Source organism: Leisingera sp. S2M4, assembly GCF_055398055.1.
The window spans coordinates 50,637-72,101 of sequence record NZ_AP040862.1 but is presented as its reverse complement, the minus strand read 5'-3'; the positions used below and the strand labels follow the sequence as shown (position 1 = coordinate 72,101).

The 21,465-nt window shown below is 60.6% G+C and carries 16 protein-coding genes and 1 pseudogene; 7 read left to right on the top strand and 10 right to left on the bottom strand.

Translation table 11 applies throughout. The features are described from left to right. Positions 1–12 precede the first annotated feature (12 nt). Genes ACZ52D_RS16670 through ACZ52D_RS16655 form a run of 4 tightly spaced genes read right to left on the bottom strand, consistent with a single transcriptional unit; the run spans position 13 to position 2,616 of the window. The gene (locus tag ACZ52D_RS16670) at positions 13–729 is read right to left on the bottom strand and encodes a glutathione S-transferase family protein (protein ID WP_464443412.1); all 717 of its coding nucleotides are present in this window, start codon (positions 727–729) and stop codon (positions 13–15) included. 59 nt (positions 730–788) lie between these two features. Continuing rightward, positions 789–1,592 carry an SDR family oxidoreductase gene (locus tag ACZ52D_RS16665; RefSeq protein WP_464443411.1) on the bottom strand — a complete coding sequence of 268 codons (804 nt, stop codon included), beginning with the start codon at positions 1,590–1,592 and terminating at the stop codon, positions 789–791. Between the two features lie 15 nt (positions 1,593–1,607). After that, positions 1,608–1,961, bottom strand: a complete 354-nt coding sequence (locus ACZ52D_RS16660) for a cupin domain-containing protein (protein ID WP_464443410.1) — start codon at positions 1,959–1,961, stop codon at positions 1,608–1,610. 43 nt (positions 1,962–2,004) lie between these two features. Then, positions 2,005–2,616, bottom strand: coding sequence for an NAD(P)H-dependent oxidoreductase (locus tag ACZ52D_RS16655; protein ID WP_464443409.1), 612 nt, complete (start codon positions 2,614–2,616; stop codon positions 2,005–2,007). A 306-nt stretch (positions 2,617–2,922) separates the two neighbouring features. Here ACZ52D_RS16655 and ACZ52D_RS16650 point away from each other — a divergent pair, with 306 nt between their 5' ends. Both ACZ52D_RS16650 and ACZ52D_RS16645 read left to right on the top strand, forming a co-directional pair. Next, a complete protein-coding gene (locus ACZ52D_RS16650) occupies positions 2,923–3,297 on the top strand; it encodes a winged helix-turn-helix transcriptional regulator (protein WP_464443408.1) in 375 nt (124 codons plus the stop codon). A 1-nt stretch (position 3,298) separates the two neighbouring features. Further along, entirely contained in the window at positions 3,299–4,165 is an 867-nt protein-coding gene (locus ACZ52D_RS16645; RefSeq protein ID WP_464443407.1) for a halocarboxylic acid dehydrogenase DehI family protein, read from the top strand. 629 nt (positions 4,166–4,794) lie between these two features. Here the strand turns inward: ACZ52D_RS16645 and ACZ52D_RS16640 are convergent. Next, complete coding sequence (locus tag ACZ52D_RS16640; RefSeq protein WP_464443580.1) at positions 4,795–5,880, bottom strand: ABC transporter permease; 1,086 nt, start codon at positions 5,878–5,880, stop codon at positions 4,795–4,797. 289 nt (positions 5,881–6,169) lie between these two features. Between ACZ52D_RS16640 and ACZ52D_RS16635 the strand changes: the two genes are divergently transcribed. Beyond that, positions 6,170–6,799, top strand: coding sequence for a hypothetical protein (locus ACZ52D_RS16635; RefSeq protein ID WP_464443406.1), 630 nt, complete (start codon positions 6,170–6,172; stop codon positions 6,797–6,799). A 153-nt stretch (positions 6,800–6,952) separates the two neighbouring features. Here the strand turns inward: ACZ52D_RS16635 and tnpC are convergent, their stop codons facing one another. From tnpC to ACZ52D_RS16620, 3 genes are all read right to left on the bottom strand, one after another. Continuing rightward, positions 6,953–7,993 (bottom strand): IS66 family transposase, encoded by a 1,041-nt coding sequence (gene tnpC, locus ACZ52D_RS16630; RefSeq protein WP_464443405.1) that lies wholly within the window; start codon positions 7,991–7,993, stop codon positions 6,953–6,955. 15 nt (positions 7,994–8,008) lie between these two features. Further along, positions 8,009–8,623 carry an IS66 family transposase gene (locus tag ACZ52D_RS16625; RefSeq protein WP_464443404.1) on the bottom strand — a complete coding sequence of 205 codons (615 nt, stop codon included), beginning with the start codon at positions 8,621–8,623 and terminating at the stop codon, positions 8,009–8,011. Positions 8,624–9,536: 913 nt separating this feature from the next. Beyond that, positions 9,537–9,839 (bottom strand): hypothetical protein, encoded by a 303-nt coding sequence (locus ACZ52D_RS16620; protein WP_464443403.1) that lies wholly within the window; start codon positions 9,837–9,839, stop codon positions 9,537–9,539. Between the two features lie 124 nt (positions 9,840–9,963). On the opposite strand from ACZ52D_RS16620, the gene ACZ52D_RS16615 reads away from it, so the two are divergent. The 4 genes and pseudogenes from ACZ52D_RS16615 (at position 9,964) to ACZ52D_RS16600 (ending at position 17,663) form a co-directional block, all read left to right on the top strand. Then, the gene (locus tag ACZ52D_RS16615; protein WP_464443402.1) at positions 9,964–11,370 is read left to right on the top strand and encodes an IS30 family transposase; all 1,407 of its coding nucleotides are present in this window, start codon (positions 9,964–9,966) and stop codon (positions 11,368–11,370) included. A 458-nt stretch (positions 11,371–11,828) separates the two neighbouring features. Beyond that, the gene (locus ACZ52D_RS16610) at positions 11,829–14,981 is read left to right on the top strand and encodes an AAA domain-containing protein (protein WP_464443401.1); all 3,153 of its coding nucleotides are present in this window, start codon (positions 11,829–11,831) and stop codon (positions 14,979–14,981) included. Between the two features lie 418 nt (positions 14,982–15,399). After that, on the top strand, positions 15,400–16,347 hold the full coding sequence (locus ACZ52D_RS16605) for a hypothetical protein (RefSeq protein ID WP_464443400.1): 948 nt from the start codon (positions 15,400–15,402) through the stop codon (positions 16,345–16,347). A 214-nt stretch (positions 16,348–16,561) separates the two neighbouring features. After that, a pseudogene (locus ACZ52D_RS16600) lies at positions 16,562–17,663 on the top strand (IS3 family transposase). A gap of 588 nt (positions 17,664–18,251) precedes the next feature. On the opposite strand, the gene ACZ52D_RS16595 reads toward ACZ52D_RS16600, so the two are convergent. Further along, positions 18,252–19,700: an NAD-dependent succinate-semialdehyde dehydrogenase gene (locus tag ACZ52D_RS16595; RefSeq protein WP_464443399.1), complete on the bottom strand. Its 1,449-nt coding sequence runs from the start codon at positions 19,698–19,700 to the stop codon at positions 18,252–18,254. Between the two features lie 71 nt (positions 19,701–19,771). Next, positions 19,772–21,442: a BCCT family transporter gene (locus ACZ52D_RS16590; protein WP_464443398.1), complete on the bottom strand. Its 1,671-nt coding sequence runs from the start codon at positions 21,440–21,442 to the stop codon at positions 19,772–19,774. Positions 21,443–21,465 lie beyond the last annotated feature (23 nt).

Sequence of the window (21,465 nt, the reverse complement as noted above, 5' to 3'; positions counted from 1 at the left end):
TTCCCGGCTGGATCAGGCCTTCTTCACATCTCCTGAGAACCGTGCCGCGTTTTCCTTCAGGAAGGCCTCCGCATCCGCGTTTTCGTCCCAGAACTGAGGCTGCGCCTTGGGGATGGTCAGCGCCTTCTGCACCGCCGGGCGCGCGCCGATGCGGTCGAACCAGGCCTTCAGGTGCGGCAAGTCGTCAACTTTGACCCGCGCCCAAGGGTACGCCCGCGCCCAGGGGTAGATCATCATGTCGGCGATGGAATATTCGCCCGCGATATAGTCGCGCCCCTCAAGACGCGTGTTCAGCACTTCCATCAGGCGGCGGGATTCATCCACGTAGCGCTTGATCGAGAACGGCTCCTCATGCCCGTTTGGAGCTGCAATGCGCTGGAAATACATCGCCTGCCCCATCATCGGGCCCACGTGACCGACCTGGAAGAACAGCCATTGCAGCGTTTCCGAGCGCGTGACGGGATCTTCTGACAGGAACTGGCCGTATTTGTTGGCCAGATGCCACAGGATCGCGCCGGACTCGAAAATGGCGCGATCTTCGGCCCGGTCATAGATCGTGGGGATTTTTCCGTTCGGGTTCAGCTTGAGGAAATCGGGGGCTTTCTGCTCCTGCTTGGAGAAATCGATGAAAGTCAGGTCATAGGGAACACCGGCTTCTTCCAGAAAAATAACCGGCTTGTAACCGTTCATGGTGGCCGCGGTGTAAAGGTGAATGTCCGGTTGGCTCATGGCTGTCTCCTCAAGGGCAAATGGCCGGGCCCGCGCAGTATCGCGCAGGCCCGGTTGGTTCAGATTTCCAGCGTCCAGTGTTTTTGCTGGTAATCCAGCACGTCCTTGATCGCCTCTTCCGGGAACACTGTGCGGAACTTGTGGTGATCCGCCGCGATGACCTCGGCCATCTTGTCGATCATCGGCTGCGGATCCATCTGCAGGCCGTCGCCTGCAAACAGGTCGCGGACCTTGCGGATCGCTTCCGGCGGCGTAATGCTCTTCTCCGGATCGTACCACTCGTCCATCTTGTCATACATCCGGTCGTTGAACCCGGTCCGGTACGCGCCCGGGTTGAGGGTCGCAACCTGGACACCCATCGGTTCAAGCTCTTCCCGCATCAGTTCGGCGATGGCCTCCAGCGCGTGTTTGGACGCGGTATAGGGGGCCAGATAGGGGAAGGTCAGGAACCCGGCGATCGACGAAACGAACACCACCTTGCCGCGCCCGCGGCGGGCAAAGGCCTGCGCGTAGGGCTGAACGAATTCGACGGTCGAGAACACATTGGTTTCAAACACAGTCCGAATGCGGTCGACGTCAATCTCGGCAATAGGGCCGGTATCGCCGATGGCGGCGTTTGCCACCACGACATCCACCTCGGCGCCAAAGCGGTCGAAGGCGGCCTGACGGTCCTCCGCACTGGTAATGTCCAGCTTGACGGTTTCCAGCGCCAGGCCCAGCTCAGCCGCTTCTGCCTTGAGCGTTTCCGCCCCTTTTGCGCGGTGGGTCGTCGCAATCACGCGATGACCCTGCTTCGCCAGTTCGAAGGCCGCACCCTTGCCAAGCCCGGAGCCGGCACCAGTGATCAGAATAGTCTTGCTCATCTGTCGTTCCTCGCCTCAGCTGTGCGGTTCCAAGTCATTGTCCAGACGCTCGAACAGCACGGCCTCGACCGTGGTAGTTCCGACATTGCTGACCTGATGCGTCCAGGGTCCGTTGTGCATGAAGTCGCCATCAGCCACCTCTTTCTCGACGATCGAGCCGTCTTCGAGCTTGATGGACAGTGTGCCGCCCTTGATGAAATAGACGATCTCCTCGGGGTGGCGGTGCGGCTCATCCGTCGCACCCGGCGGCATCTTCATGCGGACCAGACGCGTAATTCCGGTGTTCACCAGCTCTTCATACATGTCGGGCGACGCCTCGTCGGCCAGCGGAGCACGCTGGCCTTCGGTGATCAGGGGAGAGTTGCTCATCTCATGAGCCTCCTTGGTTAGGAATGAGTTCCACAGGCGTGGATCAGGCCACTTCCGATACGGAATTGGCACCAAAGACACGGCCCAGATGCGCGTCGAAACGGGCGAAGTCGGCCTCGGGTTCGGCATTCTTCATCACGTCGAAAGCGCCGAAGGTGGGCAGCGGCGCCATGCCGAAGAACTTCGCGTTCAGATGCACCGGACGCAGCAGATCGTCGAGCGACGCGCCTTCGAAGAAAGGCTCGGACGGGTCGTCGAAGGCCTCGGCCGGCGCGTTCAGCGTGACGGACAGCATGTAGGTGGTGCCGGTCAGCGAGCCGCCCATGCCATAGTTCTCTTTCGGGGCTTCGGCGACGCGGCCATCGCCATTGGTCAGGCGGCCGTCCATGCCTGCGGTATAGACCTCGTCCATGTACTTCTTGAACGACCACGGCACGCTCATCCAGTTCACCGGAAACTGCATGATGACGGTGTCGGCCCATTGATGATTGGCGATCTCCTGCTCGACATCATAGCCTTCGGAGACCTTGGTCACACGCACGTCGTGGCCTGCCTTCTCCAGATATGCGGCAGCGCGTTCGACGAAGGCTGCGTTCAGTTCACCCTTGGCAAAGGGATAGGGCTTGTGGCCGTTGAGGATCAGAATATTGCTCATGGTGTCTTCCTTGCGATTGCCTGCGGCGCGGCGGGATCGGCCGCTGCACAGCGATCAATCTGGACACAACGAAACATTTCGCAACTAGTATACTTTTGGTAACCTTTTGATTATGCCACCCGCGACGTCTGCGCCCTGCACGGACGGGGCCCGCTAGAGACCTAAAACTGAAAGAGAAACCGGCATCCGAGAGGGCCGCGTTGACAACTGTAAGAAATTCATGAAGGGTGACGACAGGAAACGAAAAGTCACCTGATCACTTTTCCTGTCTATCCGAATCCTTTTCCGTACCTCATGGAGGCAAAGATGCGTGCACGTGTGGAAGAAGACGAAAAAGGCCGCCGCAACGCCTATGACGCCTGCGTTGAACCCTGCGCCATCGAGCGGGGCATGCGGATCATCGGCGGCAAGTGGACGGGGTCGATCCTGTGGCACCTGAAGGACGAGCCGGTGCGGTTCAACGATCTTGCCCGGATGATCGGCGGCGCAAGCAAGAAGATGATCACCGAACGCCTGCGCCAGCTCGAGGCGCAGGGGCTGGTGACCCGGCAGGTGCTGGATACCGCGCCGGTCTCGGTGCAATACCAGATCACCGATCTGGGCCGCACCGCGCTTGGGTTCCTGGACGAGCTGCGCAAGTGGAGCGAAGGGCTGCCCGCAAACGTGACGGCGGAGGTCTGAGATGCTGGCCCGGCTGAAACCCTCCCCGCTGCCGTCCATCCACCCGGTGCCGGAGCGCGCCGCAACCGGCGAGCTGGCCGATGTCTACGCCCGCACCAAGCGCGGGCTTGGCGTGCCGTGGATGGGGGTCGTGGCGATGGCCTTCGCCCGCTACCCGGGCTTCTACAGGACACTCTGGCAGGCGCTGGAACCGGTGGCCGCGAGCGAGGCCTTCGCCGCCGCCTGCCGGGACCTGCGCAGCTTTGCGGAGACGCGGGCCGCTGCGTTCTCCCCGCCTGCCATCGGGCCGCGGCTCGCGGAGGCGGGCTATGACGCGGCCGAACTGGACCAGATCACCGCCTGCAACGAGGTCTTCTCGGCCGGGAACATGCCCTACCTGCTGATGGCGTCGCTGGCGCGCGCGCTTCTGGAGGGCCAGGCCTGGACCGCGCAGGGCGAGGCCGTGCCCCGGCCCGCTCAGCCATCCGCCGGGGCGCATCCGGTGCTGATGGAGGCCCATCACGCCAGCCCGGACACCGCCGCGCTCTATGCGGATCTCCGCGAGACGCTCGGCCTGCCCTTCGTGAACACCGACTACCGTGCCTTTGCCCGCTGGCCGAGCTATTTCGCGGCGGCCTGGGGAGACCTGAAGCCGGTGATCCTCTCCGGCCGCTACGAACCCGCGGTGCAGGACATTCACGAACGCGCGGTGGAACTGGCGCTGGCGCTGCCCAATGCCACCGGCCTCACGCCGGACGCGCTGACAGAGGCCGCGGCACAGGATGCCGACCCTCAGGAGGTCCTGGCCGTCGTGCGCCTGTTCCAGTGGCTGCTGCCGGGGCTTGCCTTCAACGTCGCCTTCCTGCGCGCCCAGCTGGTGAGCGTGTAGGCCCTCTGGCTCAGAGCCGGGCCTCGACCTCGGCATTGAACCGGTGCAGCGCGCCCTCGTAGCGGCCGAAGGTCAGCGCCGCGTTGGCGCCGCTGGCAAGCCCCTCCTGCACCGGCGTCGTCTCAATCCCTCGGCGCTACCGTCGCCAGTCGGATGGCCTAGCGTTGCTACCGTTCAATCTAACAGGCCGCTGAATTGGCCAAGCCAGCGGGACGGCATGTTCCCTGCTGGATTGAGGTCCCTCCTCAATCTTCCGGACTGGGCGGCTGGAGGCAGGCCTGTGGCGGTCTAATCCAGCCTCATGCCGCCAGCAATCTTAGCCAGCCATTCGCCTCCGAGATCCGCATGCTTTTTTTTCGGGACAAGGCGCAGCCTTCGTGCCGGGTTGTGCGCCCGTTGATTGCTGAATGCCGCGCCTACCTGGCGACGTGCGGGGATGCGGGCCTCAAGATCGACGTAGCTGCAAAGCGATCCTCGCGCCTCGTCCGTCCCCTGCATCATTCCCCACTGCCACTATCGTGCGGAGGGTGAAGCGTGATCCGCAGGCCGCGTCTAAGGTCGACTTCTTCAGCGGCCTGTTACCGGGGTGTCATCGCGGGCCTGCACGGTTAATCTCATTGCGACATGGGCTAGGGGATATGGTCAATGTGTTTCGTTGCTTTGCCTGAGTTCAGCCGCATGGCAAGAGCCGCCAGCACCGCGTAGCCCGCAGCGAGGAACCACAGGGTCCGGACCTGCCCGGTAACATCAGACAGCGCCGCACCCATCTGGTTGATGCGCACGGCGGCGTCGATGCCGGATGTCGAGGGGATCAGGAGGGCCAGCGACTGAAAGAGCTCGGGCATCGCTTCACTCGGCCATGCGATGCCGGACATGAAGAACAGCGGCAGACCGAGCAGGCTGCAGACAAGCTGAACGATCAAGGCACCCCGCAGAAGCGCTGCAAGGAACAGGCCAAGCGCCGACGCGGCTAGGCTGAACGGGATCGCGATCGCGAGGCTCGACCAGACATCGCCGATGCGCGGAATGTTATAGACGTAGGGGATGATGATCGTGGCCACGAGGTATAGGAACACGCCGGGGATCATGTAGGAGATTAACTTGCCGACGGTGGCCACGATCGGCGTGGCACTGGCCCTTGGGGCTTCTGAAGGCAGGGTGTTCAGCAGGCCGACCCCCATCAAAAGAAGCTGCTGAACGATCAACAGAAAGACGGCCGGAACCACATAGCTGGCATAGCCGCCCTCGGGGTTGAACAGCGGGATCATGTTGATGCGCATTGGTGAAGCCACAGCGAGCGCCTCCTCCGGGTTCATCCCGTCGGCGGCAAGCCGTCCGATCACCACGTTCGTCCCGAGCCGCTGAATGGCGGTGCCGATGGCCGATCGCAGCTTGGAGAAGATGAGGAAATAGCTGGCGTCTCCGTAAAAAGCGACCGCCGCCTGCCGTCCGCTCAACAGCTCGCGTTCGAAATGCTGCGGAATGAAAAGATAGCCCGAGATCCTGCGCTCGAAAACGGCGCGCTCGGCCGAGGCCACATCGGGCAGCTTCATGACGACACGGGCGTTCTGCGACACATCCACGTCGCGGGTGAGCTGCCGCGAGGAGGTCGTGTCGTCCCGGTCCACCACCGCGACCGCGACTTCTCGCAGGACCTCGGAACTGTAGGGTTGCGGATAATAAAGCCCGAGAATTGCAATTGCGATGAAGAAGATTGCGAAGATGCGTAAGCGGTGTATCCACCCCGGAAATTGGCGTCGCCGCCGAATTTTTTGCAGGCAAGTATGCCTAAGACCGTGGCTCCAATCAAAGACGGACCAAGCGATTCCCCTTCACTGAACACCGCATTTCTGCGTGGCCTGAAAGTATCCGGAATGACCAAGGGGCTCTTGCAAACACGTCCCTTCCATTTTCTGCCGGACCTTGGGCGTATGATTGCCTAGCACCGCAGAACCTTGCCGGCCGCAGCTTGAAGGTCCGGCAGCCTTCCATATAACCCGCGCCATGGCTGCAAAGATATTTTCGATGGAGGCGCGAGAGGACGGCGGTGCCCGGCTCGCGCTCAACTACAAGCACACCGATCGCAGTGGCATCCAGCGTATTTCCTGCGATCTGCCGCAGGCCGGTCTTTTGCAGCTGGTGCTCTTTGCGGAAGCGCTCAGCCTGCGCAAGCGCTTCGGAAATCCCTTTGCATTGGACGTGTCGCTCGATGGGCTTGTGATGTCCTATGACCCGGCCCAGCGGGAGCTCCATGTTGAGCGGCAGGCCGGTTATTCCAGACAGACGGCATGCATGCCGGTTGAGGTTTTTCACGCCGAGATGGCAGGCATGACCGACATTTGCATTGCCTGGGCCGAGGCGTCAAAACACGGGCCCGCCCTGAAGCGCCTGCTATTCGAATGCGCGGCACCGGCTGAACTTGAAAGGCTGTTAGGGCGGGACGAGGCTGATCTGGCCATGCATCAGATGCGGGAAATCGCCCTTCTGCTGCTGGTGCAGGAAGCCTCCGCCCGCGGGTCCGCGCTGGCCCGCAAGTTGCGCAGGAAGAAATTTCAGGAGCAAGCCCAGGAGGCGATCAACAGCCTGGTTCTGGAGCTTGTGGCTGAACTCGTTCCGGTTTCTGCCCAAGCCTGAAGAGACGGGCGCAAAGCGACGCGGATTGAGGCAATGAAGATTGGCACGTTTCACCGGGAGACTGTCCGGACACGGCTTTGCGCCGGAACCCCGCATGGGGATCCGGCTGTGTGAGAATGCGTCACCGCCCCGATTGCGGGTGGTGATAGCCTGTCAGTCGTCGATCCGGCCGACCGGGCAGTGCCAGGGCATCAGCTGGCCATAGTCCAACTCACCGCAGTTGCGCTCGATTTCCTGCACCACCCAGTTCAGGTAGCTGCGGGGGTTGACCTTGTTCAGGCGCGCGCTCTCGATGAGCGAATAGTAGGTTGCCCAGACTTCAGCCGCCTCATGGTTCCCGGCGAAAAGCGAGTTCTTCTTCGTCAGAGCAATGCCCCGGATGCAGCGTTCGACTGCGTTGTTATCGATCTCAAGCCGGCCATCGGACACGAACCGCTGCAGCCCGTCAAAGGCGTTGAGCGTGTAGTTGATGGCCGTCTTCAGTTTCCCGGTGGCGTCATCCTGATGTTTCGTCAGGATGGCCTTGAGCTCGGTCAGGATGGGCAGGGTTTTCTCGAGGCGCAACTGTTTCCGCTCCTCCGGGGGCAGACCTTTGGCCGCCTTTTCGACAGCATACATCTTGCGGTACATCTGAATGACCTTGGCTGCCAGCTTGCTCTTGGTCGCCAAATGGGCTTCGAAGAACTTGCGCCTTGCATGGGCATTGCAGCGCACCGGCATTAATCCGTCATTCTCCCGGCTCTCTTTGAAGAGACAGTTGTAACCCGAGTAGCCATCAGTCTGCAGGAAACAGAGCGACGCGCCGGAAAGCAATTCCTCTGCAACTGCGCCGGCGCGGGAATGGGCATAGCGGTACACCACAGTCGGCCGGGCCTCGGGATTCCAATTGCGCTCATCGCGATTGATCACCCAGAAATACCCGGTGTCGCACTTCCCTTTTCCAGGCGCCTGAACCTTCACCGGGGTCTCATCCATTTGTGCGGTATGACCAGCAAGCGCATGCGCATGAAGCTCGTCCTGGACCAGCCCCGCGTATTTGGCCACGTGGGCAACACCGTTTTCGATCGTTTGGCGGGCAAGATTGATGTTGGCGTTCCTGAACCGCCGCTCCAGCCGGTAGGGCGGAATATGCTCGAAGAACTTCTGGCAGGCAGCTTCGACTGCAAACCCCGGCTCCATGCCGCGTCCCTTCATGATGTAGTTTTTCGACTATGCGGCCACGGGTTTGTTCTCCTTGCAAATCCCGCGGTTGCACGCGCAGGTGTGATATACGTCTTTCACCAAAACCACATGCTCCGGCACGATCCGGAAGCTCCCGGCACGTTCTTCACGCTTGATCGACTTGAGATCATGCCCGCATGTGCCGCAGCTCCTTTCGTCAGGGAAATGATCAACGGTGATGACCTTGATATCCTTGGGTACTTTGCGTGCGCGCTTACCCTTGGGTTTTTCCTTCGGTTCAGCGTCAAGGTCATCGTCAAGCGCGAGGCCAAGGTCATCCTCCGCGGGATCGCCGGGATCTTTTTCCGAGCTCTGCCCGAAATGCTCCTGGCGCAGCACCGCCAGTTGCTCCGTCACCCGGCGCAGATCGCTCTTGAGCGCAGAGATCCGCCGTTTTGCAGACTGGACTTCGCCTTCAGTCTCGAAGAACAGCGACAGAATGCTGCTGATCCGTGTGCCGATCTCAACCGTGGCTTCCTCAGGGCTGCTGGGAAGCTGGCGAACAGCGCTGAGAATGCCGTCGCAAAGAAGGCCAATAGGACTCAGCTCGCCAGCATCCGTCTCCTGCTGACCCGGCAGCCAGCCGGGCTCTTGGATGGTCATTTCAATTTTTCCCCATGGGATATCGGCCTCCGCCCGCTAACCGGACGCAGGGAGTCGCACACCGGGGCTGCGCGAAGCTGGCCCCGCTGAGGCACCATTCCGTGAAGACAGGCAAAGACAGTCCGTCCCGCCCTGCCGTTTACGGTCAGGGCCGGTTCGCTCATCCTTCCATTTGGGGAAGTGTGCCTATTGGGTGAGGAAGGCCTTCGCCCATGCAGAAGCCTTGCGACGGATCGCAGGATTTGCTAAGGGACCTGTGTCTAAGCTGGCGGGTTTCGGTCTGCCTCGAACGATCACGCCGGAATGCGCCAACATTCCGGTGTTTTCGTTTCTAAAGATGTTAAGTCTTCATTCTGGTCTCTCCTTCTGCTGATTTTCGTGGCGAGGCTGTTTACACCGGCTCGAGCGAAGATGGAATAATTTCACTTAAATCAATGTCTTGTGCGAAAATAGGACTGCAGTTTCGATAGTCTCAGAGAACGCAGCCGCTGCACACGAAGACATTGTGCATCGCTGCAATTCCTCCACAATTTACAGGTCCTGGCGCTCCCTCGCTGCTGTGCAGGAAACTTGCGAAAACGGCTCCACAGCGGATGCCGCCTTCACAAAGTTTCCGTTTGTACAATGACCAGGGAGCTTCTGGCCCCCAAGTTTCCCAGACCGGCGGCCGTTTTTCGGCAGACGATTCGAGAGGTAATAAGCTGTCAGAGGAACCGTACGGCTGAACGTGCCCTCACGCTGATCCTGGATGGATCAGCGTATGTGTCCGCAGGCGGCGAGGGTGATATGAGAGATATTGTTCAGCATCATGGGCGGAGATTACCCAGCTGCTGCTGCGAAGAGCAATCCGCGCAGTGTCGCGGAAGCCCTTGCTGCAGACGGGGGTGATATTTTTGCAACTTAAGATATTTATTTAAAGGGATACTTCAATCGCAGGGTTGCAGAATCCCCTTCCTATAAAGCCCATAGGGCTGTTAGCTAGGAAGGGGCCGACGGCGAACTGCCTCAAATGCCAGTGGTTTGAGTTAAGCCCTCCTGGCCAGCCCTTCAGAAAAAACATCACCATTCCACAAAGATCTGTTGACAAGACTTGGGCAGCCTCGTTCGAAATGAACGAATGCAGGAATTGGAGGCTTCGATCAAATGGTGAGGCCGCCGAAATTGGGCTGCGAATCCTTGCTGCGGTTAGCCGCGCCACATTCAGGTCAACGGTCATATCCGGCACAGAGCCGACCTTTGCAAAATGCCGCTATCGCTGCGGCGCGGCGTCCCGGAAACAGACTTCCCATCGCTGGGCGGATTCAACCGGTCGTCGCAACACCCCATTGTTGGAGGTCTTGATGACAACAGGAAAACGAAAATCTGAGCGCTCGACGCGGCGCAAATTATCCTCGCCAGGTCGACCGCCAGTCTGGCAGCGTGAGAATCTATGCCGGTTCTGGCGGGAGATTGCAGCGGGGCTATCCAGTGAGGAAGCCGCCGTTGAAGCGGGTGTCTCTGCTCCTGTCGGAACCCGATGGTTTCGGAGTTCTGGCGGAATGCCACCAACACATCTTGCGCCTTCGACACCGCCGCCAAAGGGGCGAAACCTTTCTTTCGCGGAACGCGAGGAAATTGCCTTGGAGTGCGCAAGGGGCACGGGCGTGCGCGGTATCGCCTTCAAGCTGGGGCGCGCGCCCAGCACGATCTCCCGAGAAATCAGGCGCAATTCGGCGACCCGTGGCGGAGACTTTGACTACCGCGCGATCAACGCGCAGTGGCACGCGGATCGTTCCGCCAAGCGTCCGAAGGCCAGCAAGCTCGCGCTCAATCCCGCTCTGCGTGACTACGTGCAGGATCGGCTGGCGGGCTTGATCACCACGCCGGACGGCATCGCTTTCAAAGGGCCTGTCGTGGTATGGAAGAAGCGGCGGGCTGTTCGTCGTCAAAGCCGACGCTGGTCCTTGGCCTGGAGCCCGGAGCAGATCTCGCAGCGTCTGAAGGTGGACTTTCCCGAGGACCCGAACATGCGCATCAGTCACGAAGCAATCTACCAGGCGCTGTACATTCAAGGGCGCGGTGCGTTGAGGCGGGAGCTCTCCGCCTGCTTGCGGTCTGGGCGCGCTTTGCGGCTCCCTCGAGAGCGCGCCCGGAACCGCGGAAAGGCTTTCATCTCTGATGCCTTGATGATCAGTGATCGTCCGGCAGAAATCGGTGACAGGGCGGTGCCAGGTCACTGGGAGGGCGATCTCATTCTCGGCCTGGGCAGTTCGGCGATCGGTACTTTGGTCGAGAGAACAACACGCTTCACGATGCTGTTGCATCTGCCGCGCATGGAAGGTCACGGAAAGACAAAGTCCATAAAGAACGGTCCAGCTCTTGCCGGTCACGGTGCCGAAGCCGTCCGTGATGCCATCGCGGGAACCATCATGGATCTGCCGGCGCACCTGCGCAGATCACTGACTTGGGACCAGGGGGCAGAAATGGCACAACACGCCCAGCTCCAGATCAGAACCGGTCTCGACGTCTACTTCTGCGACCCACAAAGTCCTTGGCAGCGAGGTAGCAACGAGAACACCAATGGTCTGCTCCGCCAATACTTCCCAAAGGGAACAGACCTAAGCCAGCATAGTGCATACGAACTGAATGCGGTTGCTCACGCGCTGAACACGCGACCACGCAAAACGCTGAGCTGGCAAACACCGGCAGAAGCACTCGACCAGCTGCTCAAACAGGATATGATCGAGGGTGTTGCGACGACCGGTTGAATCCGCCCTGTGAACAATCGCCCGAATGGTGAAGGTTCGATCTGCGGAGCGGGGGGATCTTCGGAGTTGCAAAGCGGAGCGGCGCGTCGATGGGTCGGAGACTGGAAACCCAGCACTTGCCCTCCCATCTTAAAAAGGTCACTAATCAAAAAAACTGAGCAAACCACAGAGCTCGCTTAGTTTTCTGCCCGCAACAGTCCCTCGGCGATCCCCTCATGGCCGCAACACCATCCAACGTCCTGCGGTATTGGCGGACATCTCTGGCAGATGGTGCGCTTGGCGAAGGGACGTTCCGAGCTGCAGATCGAAAAAGATTCTTGGTTCTCCCGAAAGACGCGCTCAAGACGGGTAGCCTTCCCAAGCAGCTAGTCCAGACACTGTTCCAGGGCAAGGATGGTGTTGGAACGGTCTCGGTTCGCTTCTGGCCCCTAGTGACAGCGCGCAAAGACTCTCATGCCATGTCTCGCGTTGATGGGATGCCGGAGATCGTCGCCCCCGTGGTCACCGAGGTCGTCGTGGATCGGGCGGGGCGGATCGTGCCAACTCGCAATGCTATTGCGCGCGACCTGCTGACGCCTTTGCCCCGGGGGGCCTTTGCCCTTGGATCGGTGGAGGTGCTCGATGATTTTCTGACAACAACGCCCCTTCCCGAAATCACGACGGCCGACGGATGGCAGGAATATCGCCAGCACTGCCGTCAGATGGTCGACGCCCTCGCGCCGGGCTGGCCCTCTGACGAGACGGAATATTTGCCGATCGGAAGCGGCTTCATTGAGGTATCGGAAGGCGCCGATGCAACGGTGCGAGGGATGCTGGATCTCTACGACAATCTGCTGGCCAATGAACCGGACACGCCGCTTCTACGCCAGATCACCTCGCCCCACCGCCCTGAGAGCGCGATGGATCACGGCATTGAAAAGGAGTTTTCTCGACGCCTTGGGCATTCAAACCCGCACTTCCCCCTGGCCGAACACCAACGGCAGGTTCTGGCCTGGCTCGACGCCTCGAAACCCGGTGAGGTGATCGCAGTGAACGGGCCACCCGGGACCGGCAAGACGACCATGCTGCTCTCAGCGGTGGCGGGGCTCTGGGTAAAAGCCGCGCTCGACGGAGGCGACCCGCCAGTGATCGTGGCGGCGTCATCGAACAACCAAGCGGTCACCAACATCATCGACGCCTTCGGCAAGGATTTTTCGGCGGGAGATGGCGTGTTTGCCGGACGTTGGTTGCCGGACATCAAGAGCTTTGGGATGTTTCTTCCGTCGCATTCCCGGCGCATGGAGGCCGCGCAGCGCTATCAGACGGAGGCCTTCCAGGCGGAATGTGAGTCCGTGTCCTATGTCGAGCGCGCACGGGCCGCTTGGCTGGACGCGGCTAGCAAGGCATTCCCGAATGTAAAGGACGCAGACGTTGCCGGCTTTGTCGCCCAGCTCCGAAATCGGCTGAGCGAAGAGGTCAATAAGCTCAGCCAGCTCGACAAGGCTTTGAACCACCTCAGAACATGTGCTGCCGCTGTCTTGTCCGAGCTGGGCGAAGATCCGGGCGCTGAGCAGGTGCGGCGCGCGGATACGCTCCGCGCCAGCCAGGAAGAGGCAGATCGACTGGCCGCCGCACGCGCAGCGCTTGATCACTATTTTGCCTCTGAATCTTGGCTCACCGGTCTTTTCAGATTCATTTCTTCGATCAAGCGCAAGCGCGCTTTGAAAGCGCGACTGACCATCGGTGATCGGCTGGACGGGTTGCAGGACATGACCCGTGTCGAGGATATCGAAACGCGGGTCGCAGATGCCCTGAGACAGGGGCAGCAGAGCCTTGCCTCTGCCAAGCAGCGCTTGGCCCACGCAGTGGAGCTGAGGCAGCGGGCCACGGCCAGCGAATTGGCTTGGCGCAAGGCGGCCGAAGCCTTCGGAGGCTCGGATGACCTGGACATGCTGGAGCGACAGGCCGACCTCCAGACCCGGTTTAACCTGTTCCTGCTCGCGACCCACTACTGGGAAGGGCGGTGGCTGATGGCGATGGACGCCGATCTCGGCACCATCACCACGTCACATGAAAGGACGGGGCGAAAAGCCGTCGAACCGCGCTGGAAACGTCGCATGATGCTGACGCCCTGCGCCGTGGCCACTTTTGCCAGCCTGCCTGGGAAGCTGTCATGCAGCCGCTACCAAGGTGGCAAGTTCGCGTCCGACAGCCTTTTCAATTTCATCGACCTGCTGATCGTCGACGAAGCTGGGCAAGTTCTGCCCGAGGTCGCTGGCACCTCATTCGCTCTGGCCAAACGCTCGCTGGTTATCGGCGACACGCAGCAGATCGAGCCGATCTCCGCCATCCCCGGCCCTGTCGATATCGGCAACCTCAAGGACAGCGGGTTGATCGACGGCGAGAAGGTGCCCGATCACCTAGCCGCGAGCGGCATCCGATCCACCGACGGCAGCGCGATGCGTCTTGCGCAGCAGGCCTGCAAGGTCGCACCTTGGCCCGAGCTGGATCGCGGGCTCTACCTGTTTGAACATCGCCGCTGCCATGACGAGATCATCGGCTTCAGCAATGCCCTTTGCTACAAGGGTAAACTGCGCCCGATGCGCGGCCCCGCACCGGAGGACGCGCCCTTTCCCGCGCTGGGTTACCTGCATGTCGAAGGACGAGCCTTTGCTAACGGTGGCAGCCGCGCCAACCCGGTCGAGGCTCGCACCATCGCTGCATGGCTGGAGGGGAACCGCGCGCTTCTCGAAGACCGCTACGGCCAGCCTCTGGAACGGGTTGTCGGGGTTATCACACCCTTTGGCCAACAAGTGCGCGCCCTCCGGGACGCCTGCACTGCTCGCGGCATCACCGTGTCTGGGCGCGACGGCATGACCATCGGCACAGTACATGCGCTGCAAGGGGCCGAACAACCCATCGTCATTTTCTCGCCTGTCTATTCCAAACACGCGGATGGCGGTTTCGTCGATGCCTCGCCCAGTATGCTGAACGTGACGGTGTCGCGCGCCAAGGACAGCTGCCTCGTTTTCGGCGATATGGACATCCTCGCCACTGCCCGAAGCGGCTCACCTCGCGCCCTACTGTCCGAATTTCTTGCGGCCAAGGGAAAGGCGCTGGATTTTGCCATGGAACCGCGCGACGACCTTACCGGCGGTGACGCCCGGATCGAGATGCTTCAGCACGCGGCCGAGCACGATGCATTCCTGTTGGATGCTTTGAAAAGCGAGGGGCGGATATACATGATAGTCAGCCCTTGGGTCGTTGCCGGAACGGTCGAGCGAACCGGCCTGCTGGACGCTATGGCGACCGCACGCCAGCGTGGGGCAGACATCGAAGTCTTTGCCGACCCGCTTCTGAACACTGGGACAGCCGCAGGCGGGCTTAGCCAGATGGAAGCCGTCGAGCGAAGGCTTTCGGCGATCAGTGTCGCTGTCCACCGGGTCCGGAAACTCCACAGCAAGATCGTGAGCGTCGACAATGAGCTCCTCTGTGCTGGATCGTTCAACTGGCTCAGTGCAGATCGGAAAGGGCAATACGCCCGGCATGAAACATCCTTTGTCTACAGAGGTCTGCACCTCGAAAACGAAATTAAGACCATTCGGGACGGCCTAACACGACGTGCGAATTAACTATCGGCCCCATACTGTCATTCGATATTTGGAGAGCGGTCGACCGATGGCAGTCCTTTAGCCGACACGCAGACAGGGAGCAGTAAGATCCGGAAGCGACTCGACGAGGACGCGAACAGCCTGAGTCTTGGCAAGTTGAAACGTACGAATTGGGGTCGCAAGCTGGCTGCCCTGTGAAGGTAAAAAAACAACAGAGAGAGCAGCCCCACCGCCTGTGGCTTTGGGAGATCGGGAATGGTTCAAGCCGCTCTCTGCCACTCTCGATGGGAATGTAGACACCAACGCAACTCACTCTGGCCGCAGTATTTCCCAATGGCCTTCAATATGCTCTTTGAATAAGCTTTGCGGATGCCGATGCCACCGATGATTGTTTAAAATGCATACAGTTCCACCTCCATTGCCGTGTCTTGAAGAATGGTTGAAACCCTATCCCAGCACAAAGGGCCGGTATGGGCACCTTCTGCTTGAGCAAAAAATTCCAACCGATGATGTCATCAGGCTCGGTCTGACTCCTTACTTTGAATCAGCGCATCTTGATGCGCGTATCTGCTTTCACGAATTCGCGCAGATCAGCCTACACCCTGACGAAGGGCAACCAGGATGCAATGCGCGCTACCCCAATTCACTGCCGCCGATAACTCGTCGCGGCCTTTTTGGTGAAGTCATGTCTGGCCTCATGACTGAGGCATATGAATTTATTGGCGCACATGAATGGATTGTGCCTGTTTTCCTTCTTCGCGAACATGAGGATGCCCGCCAGTATCTCTTCCAGCTCGCCCGGGCCCCTGAACGCACGCGTGAAGTTCAGGGGCGGAAAGGGGACGATTTCATTGCGCTTGTCATCAATGACGAGGGCGAAGTCACTCGGTTCATCGCTGGCGAAGCTAAGTGGAGGGCGACTTGGACACCATCCGTCGTGGACACTGTAATGCTAGGTGATACAGTCCCGCATCCTGAGACAAAGAAGGCATACAAGGACGCAGACGGCAAAACGGTGCGCGATGGAAAGGGCGTGTGGTTCGAAATAAACCGCGCACTACCCGTGCCCATTGGGCTGAAGCAGCTTCAGCAGATTCTGGTGGAATGTGCGAAGGACGAGTTTGAGACAGTCATAGAGTCCCTCGATCAGATACTAATGATCCAGAACCCGCAACCTGTAGAGCGAACTGATCTAGTCTTCCTTATCGGTGATGGTCCGGCAAAACGCGATGCCGGCGAAACACTTTTGGAATGGCAAGACATGCCCTCGGAGTACACCGCGGGCCGTGATTTGCAGGTTGTTGAAGTCATCATCAGTAACGGTGGAGAATTGATCGACACCCTCTATGAAGGCCTCTGGCCCGAAGCGGAGGGCGGCGATGAGTGACGAAGGCCGTCTGGCCCTTGCTCGCCAGATCCGTGAAACGTTCGCTCAGGATCAGGTCTTGACGCCCATTCAGGCGCGGTCGTTCGTGCGATCGATCCAGAAAACGTGGGATGTTGAACAAGTGCAATGGACGTGCTCTGCCCCCTGAAAACTGGATCGTTCGGAGTTGGAGTTTTCCGCTAAATTTCCCTGGCTGGGAGAGGAGCGGAATCGCATGAAAGCATCGAAGTTCACAGAGGCGCAGAAGGCGTTCATCCTGAAGCAGGGCGAGCAAGGAACGCCGGTCGCGGAGATCTGCCGCAAGGCCGGGATCAGCCAGGCGACATACTTTAACTGGAAGAAAAATACGGGGGCCTTCTGCCGGACGAGATGCGCCGGCTGAAAGCGCTTGAGGACGAGAACATCCGGCTGAAGAAGATTGTGGCGGACCTGACGCTGGACCGGGAGATGCTTCAGGATGTCATTCGGCGAAAGCTCTGAAGCCTGGCCGTTTGCGCGAGATTGTCACCGGGATGTGCGTCGATTGGGGTGTATCGATCCGGAAGGCTTGTGGGGCCATCTGCTTCGACACATCCACCTACCACTACAAGTCCCGGCGGACGGATCAGGCTGCCGTCGAACGGCGGATCAAAGAGATCGCAGAGACGCGTGTGCGCTATGGCTACAGGCGCGTCCACGTGCTTCTGAGACGGGAGGGCTGGGTGATCAACATGAAGAAGACACGCAGGATTTACAACGAGTTGGGCCTGCAGCTCAGGAACAAGCACCCCAAGCGCCGGGTGAAGGCAAAGCTCAGAGAGGACCGTCAGGAAGCTGTTGGGCCGAACGATGTCTGGGCGATGGACTTCGTTCACGACCAGCTCGCCCTGGGCAGGAGGTTGCGTATCCTGACCGTTGTCGACACGCATTCCCGGCTCTGCCCTGCGGCCGATCCGCGCTTCACCTATCGGGGCGAAGATGTTGTGCAGACGCTCGAACGGGTCTGCGGGCAGATCGGCTACCCCAGGACGATCAGAGTCGATAACGGCAGCGAGTTCATCTCGCGGGACCTCGATCTCTGGGCCTACGCCAACGACGTTACCCTCGACTTCTCACGGCCTGGAAAGCCCACGGACAATAGCTTCATTGAGGCGTTTAACAGCAAGCTCCGGGCGGAATGCCTGAACGCACACTGGTTCATGAGCCTTGCAGATGCCCGCGAAAAGCTGGAGGATTGGCGTCGGCACTACAATGAGGACAGACCCCACAGCGCAATCGGATACAACGTCCCGATTGCCATGCATTATCCCGATGGCGTCACCAGCCCGTCATCGTGACAGAGCCGGAAAAATCCAGCTTCTGGCGGACCAAGGTTGGGGCTCAGAGCATCAAACCCGCAGACTCTCCTCATGAGCGAGGGACCAGCGGGGGGCAGATCACGAACTTTCTCCAGTTAGGCGCACCACCAGATTTCCTTGAAAGCCCAACTTTCTTCGATCAACATGCACTAAAACTTCCGCTCCCGGGGGGCATTCCGGGGCATCTGGAAAGATACGGGCATGCACGCGTTTGCACCGAGTAGAAGGCAAAGAAAGAGATCCAATCGGGAAGCGCCGTTCCAGGCGGCGTAAACAGAGCCTAAGAAAGTGCCGTAGCCTGAAGGAGCTGACACTCGGAGCGGTCTCGGTAGGGGCTGCCTGACAAGCATCCACTCCACGACCATACAGGCGGCAACTGTCCTGTAATAGGTCTCAAACCGGCGGCAGCGCCGTACCTGCCGAAAGGCCAAGCCGCCACGGACCAGCCGTCCGCGGCCTTCCCGGGACTGGTCAGGGTCCGCAGGCAGCGCCGAAGAGCCACGATCCCGGCTGCAGGCGGGACCATGACAGGCAGACCTGCGGACCGGTGGCTGTGTGGTTGCAGCCTCAGATACTCAGGCAGCAGTATTTCAGTTCGAGGTAATCCTCGATCCCGTATTTCGAGCCTTCCCGGCCCAGACCGGACAGTTTGACGCCGCCGAACGGCGCCACTTCGGTGGAGATCAAGCCCGTGTTGACACCTACCATTCCGTACTCGAGCCCCTCCATCATCTTGTAGATGCGGCTCATGTCGCGGCTGTACAGATAGGACGCGAGGCCGAACTCGGTTTCGTTGGCTGCGGCCAGGACCTCATCCACCTCCGAGAACCGGAACACGGGAGCCAGCGGGCCAAAGGTCTCCTCGCGGGCCACCGCCATCTCCTGGGTCACGCCGGTAATCACCGTCGGCTGAAAGAACGTCCCGCCCAACGCATGCGGCCTGCCTCCGATCGCGACCTGCCCGCCTTTGGCGACGGCATCGCTGATGTGCTCGTTCACTTTGCTCACAGCGGACGCGCTGATCAGCGGCCCGATGGCGGTGCCTTCGGCGAAACCGTCGCCGACCGGCAGAGCCTTCACCGCAGCGCAGAGTTTTTCCACGAAGGCGTCGTGGACAGCATCCTGAACGTAGATCCGGTTGGTGCACACGCAGGTCTGACCGGCATTGCGAAACTTAGAGATCAGCGCGCCTTCGACCGCGGCATCCAGATCGGCGTCGTCGAACACGATGAAGGGGGCGTTGCCGCCCAGCTCCAGCGACAGTTTCTTGATCTGCGCGGCCCCCTGGCGCATCAGGATGCTGCCGACGTTGGTAGACCCGGTGAAACTGATCTTCTGCATCGCCGGGTTTTCGCAGAACTCCAGTCCGATCCCCGTGCTGTCGGTTGACGGCAGCACCGAGAAGACACCCGCGGGAAGTCCCGCTTCCTCGCCCAGCCGGGCTATGGCCAGGGCCGACAGCGGCGTTTCGCTGGCGGGGCGCACCACCATGGCACACCCGGCCGCCAATGCCGGACCTGCCTTGCGCGTGATCATCGCGTTGGGGAAGTTCCAGGGCGTGATTGCCCCGACCACACCGACCGGCTGCTTCATCACCAGGATCCGCTTGTCCCGCTGATGGCCGGGAATGGTGTCGCCATAGATCCGCTTGGCCTCCTCCGCGAACCACTCGATGAAGCTGGCGCCATACATGATCTCGCCTTTGGCTTCGGCCAGCGGCTTGCCCATCTCGGCGGTGAGGATGGCGGCCAGATCATCTGCATGGGCGACCATGAGATCGAACCACCGGCGCAGGACCGCGGCGCGCTCCTTGCCTGTCCACTTGGCCCAGTCCCGCTGGGCAACACTGGCAGCCGCGATGGCGGCCCTGGCGTCGTCGACGGTGCAATCGGCCACATTGGCCAGCACCGCGCCGGTCGAGGGGTTGAGCACCTGGAACCGGCTGTCGCGGGCCAGCCATTCGCCGTTCACATAGGCATCCTGCAACAGCAGATCGGGACGGGAGAGAGAGAGCACTTGCAAAACTCCTGTGCGGTAGAATTGGGGGCGAGCTGTCCCGCCCCCTGTTTGACGTTGGCTTGCGCCGATCAGGCGTGTAGATCCTGGTTGAGGGCGGTGCCATCCGGGGCCTCGTCCGGGCTGCTCGTCACGGCGGCCGGATCTTCCATCAGCGACTTGATCACGCCCCAGGCCATCATCACCACCAGGACCGAGATCGGCAGGGCGGCCGCAATCGCCGCAGTCTGCAGCGCCGACAGCCCACCGGCCAGCAGCAGCACGGCGGCAACCAGCCCCTGCGCCGCGCCCCAGACCACACGGTGCAGTTTGGGAGGATGCGCATTGCCCATCGACAGGATGGTGGTCACCACCAGGGTGCCGGAATCGGAGCTGGTGATGAACCAGGTGGCAAGCAGGAAGGTGGTGAGGGCAGAGATGACCCAAGCCAGAGTCCCGCCATCTGCCAGCAGGTCGATGGTGCCGAACAGGGTACCGCCCAGGTTCCAGCTGTTGACCATATCCACCAAGCCCGCGGTTCCGACGCCGCCTTCGGCATTGAGTTCAAGGAACAACGCGCTGCCGCCGAACACCGAGATCCAGATGAAGGCCATCGAGGTTGGAACCAGCATGGCGCCGAACATGAACTCGCGGATGGTCCGGCCCTTGGAGATGCGGGCGATGAACATGCCGACGAAGGGCGCCCAGCTCAGCCACCAGCCCCAGTAGAAGATGGTCCAGCCCCCCTGCCAGGCGACGTCGCCCGGCGTGGAAGCGGTCCAGAACCCCATCGACAGGAACTGGGTCAGGTAGTCCCCGGTTGCATTGAGCAGGAAGCCGGCCAGCCATTGGGTGGGGCCTGCGAAGACAAAGAAGAGGATGAGGGCGATGGTCAGCACGACATTCCATTCCGACAGGATCTTGATACCCCTGCCAATGCCGGAGACCGCCGACAGGGTCGCAATGACCGAGATGATGACGATCAGCGCGACCTGGGTGCCCACGCCCGGATCGATCCCGAACAGCACGTTTATGCCATGCGCCATCTGGGTCACTCCAAGCCCCATCGAGGTGGCGATGCCGAACACCGTGCCAAAGACTGCCAGCAGATCGACGGCGTGACCGGCCGGACCATAGATCCGCTGGCCAAGGACCGGATACAGCGCCGAGCGGAAGGTCAGCGGCAGTTTTTTTCGAAAAGCAAAATAGCCGAGGGCCAGACCGGTCAGCGTATAGATCGCCCACCCATGCAGCCCCCAGTGGAAGTTGGTCACCCGCACGGCATCCGCCGCGCGCTGCACATCCATCTCGGTGTGGCCCGCCGCATCCGCGAAGGGGTTGTTGGGATACCCCCACCCCGCCGAATTGTCGAAATAGAACAACGGCTCGGCAACGCCAAAGAACATGATGCCGATCGACACCGATGCGGAAAACAGCATGGCGAACCAGGAAAAACGGCTGAACTCCGGCTTGCTGTCGTCATCGCCGAGGCGGATGGACCCGAACCGGCTGAACATCAGGAACAGGCAGGCAGCCAGGATGACGATCACGGTGCTGATGTAATACCAGCTCAGCGCGCCTTCGATCCAGGCGCGAATGCCGCCATAGATGCGGCCTGCATAATCCACGTTCAGGATCGTGAACACGACAAAGGCAGCCACCATCGCCTTGGACGCGATGCTCATGCCGTTGTGAAGCCCTTTGAAAACCCCTTTGTCGGAAACCAGCTGGCCTCCCTCTCCTATTTTGTCGTCGCTCGCCATGGTTTCCTCCCTTTGACAATGAC

What these genes read in the sequence shown, in the direction of transcription:
- ACZ52D_RS16645 (WP_464443407.1), top strand. Translation starts at nt 3,299, where the DNA reads ATGCTGGCCCGGCTGAAACCCTCCCCGCTGCCGTCCATCCACCCGGTG.
- ACZ52D_RS16590 (WP_464443398.1), bottom strand. Translation starts at nt 21,442, where the DNA reads ATGGCGAGCGACGACAAAATAGGAGAGGGAGGCCAGCTGGTTTCCGAC.
- ACZ52D_RS16610 (WP_464443401.1), top strand. Translation starts at nt 11,829, where the DNA reads ATGTCTCGCGTTGATGGGATGCCGGAGATCGTCGCCCCCGTGGTCACC.
- ACZ52D_RS16625 (WP_464443404.1), bottom strand. Translation starts at nt 8,623, where the DNA reads ATGACCATCCAAGAGCCCGGCTGGCTGCCGGGTCAGCAGGAGACGGAT.
- ACZ52D_RS16655 (WP_464443409.1), bottom strand. Translation starts at nt 2,616, where the DNA reads ATGAGCAATATTCTGATCCTCAACGGCCACAAGCCCTATCCCTTTGCC.
- tnpC (WP_464443405.1), bottom strand. Translation starts at nt 7,993, where the DNA reads ATGAAGGGACGCGGCATGGAGCCGGGGTTTGCAGTCGAAGCTGCCTGC.
- ACZ52D_RS16615 (WP_464443402.1), top strand. Translation starts at nt 9,964, where the DNA reads ATGACAACAGGAAAACGAAAATCTGAGCGCTCGACGCGGCGCAAATTA.
- ACZ52D_RS16620 (WP_464443403.1), bottom strand. Translation starts at nt 9,839, where the DNA reads ATGACCGTTGACCTGAATGTGGCGCGGCTAACCGCAGCAAGGATTCGC.
- ACZ52D_RS16650 (WP_464443408.1), top strand. Translation starts at nt 2,923, where the DNA reads ATGCGTGCACGTGTGGAAGAAGACGAAAAAGGCCGCCGCAACGCCTAT.
- ACZ52D_RS16635 (WP_464443406.1), top strand. Translation starts at nt 6,170, where the DNA reads ATGGCTGCAAAGATATTTTCGATGGAGGCGCGAGAGGACGGCGGTGCC.
- ACZ52D_RS16660 (WP_464443410.1), bottom strand. Translation starts at nt 1,961, where the DNA reads ATGAGCAACTCTCCCCTGATCACCGAAGGCCAGCGTGCTCCGCTGGCC.
- ACZ52D_RS16665 (WP_464443411.1), bottom strand. Translation starts at nt 1,592, where the DNA reads ATGAGCAAGACTATTCTGATCACTGGTGCCGGCTCCGGGCTTGGCAAG.
- ACZ52D_RS16670 (WP_464443412.1), bottom strand. Translation starts at nt 729, where the DNA reads ATGAGCCAACCGGACATTCACCTTTACACCGCGGCCACCATGAACGGT.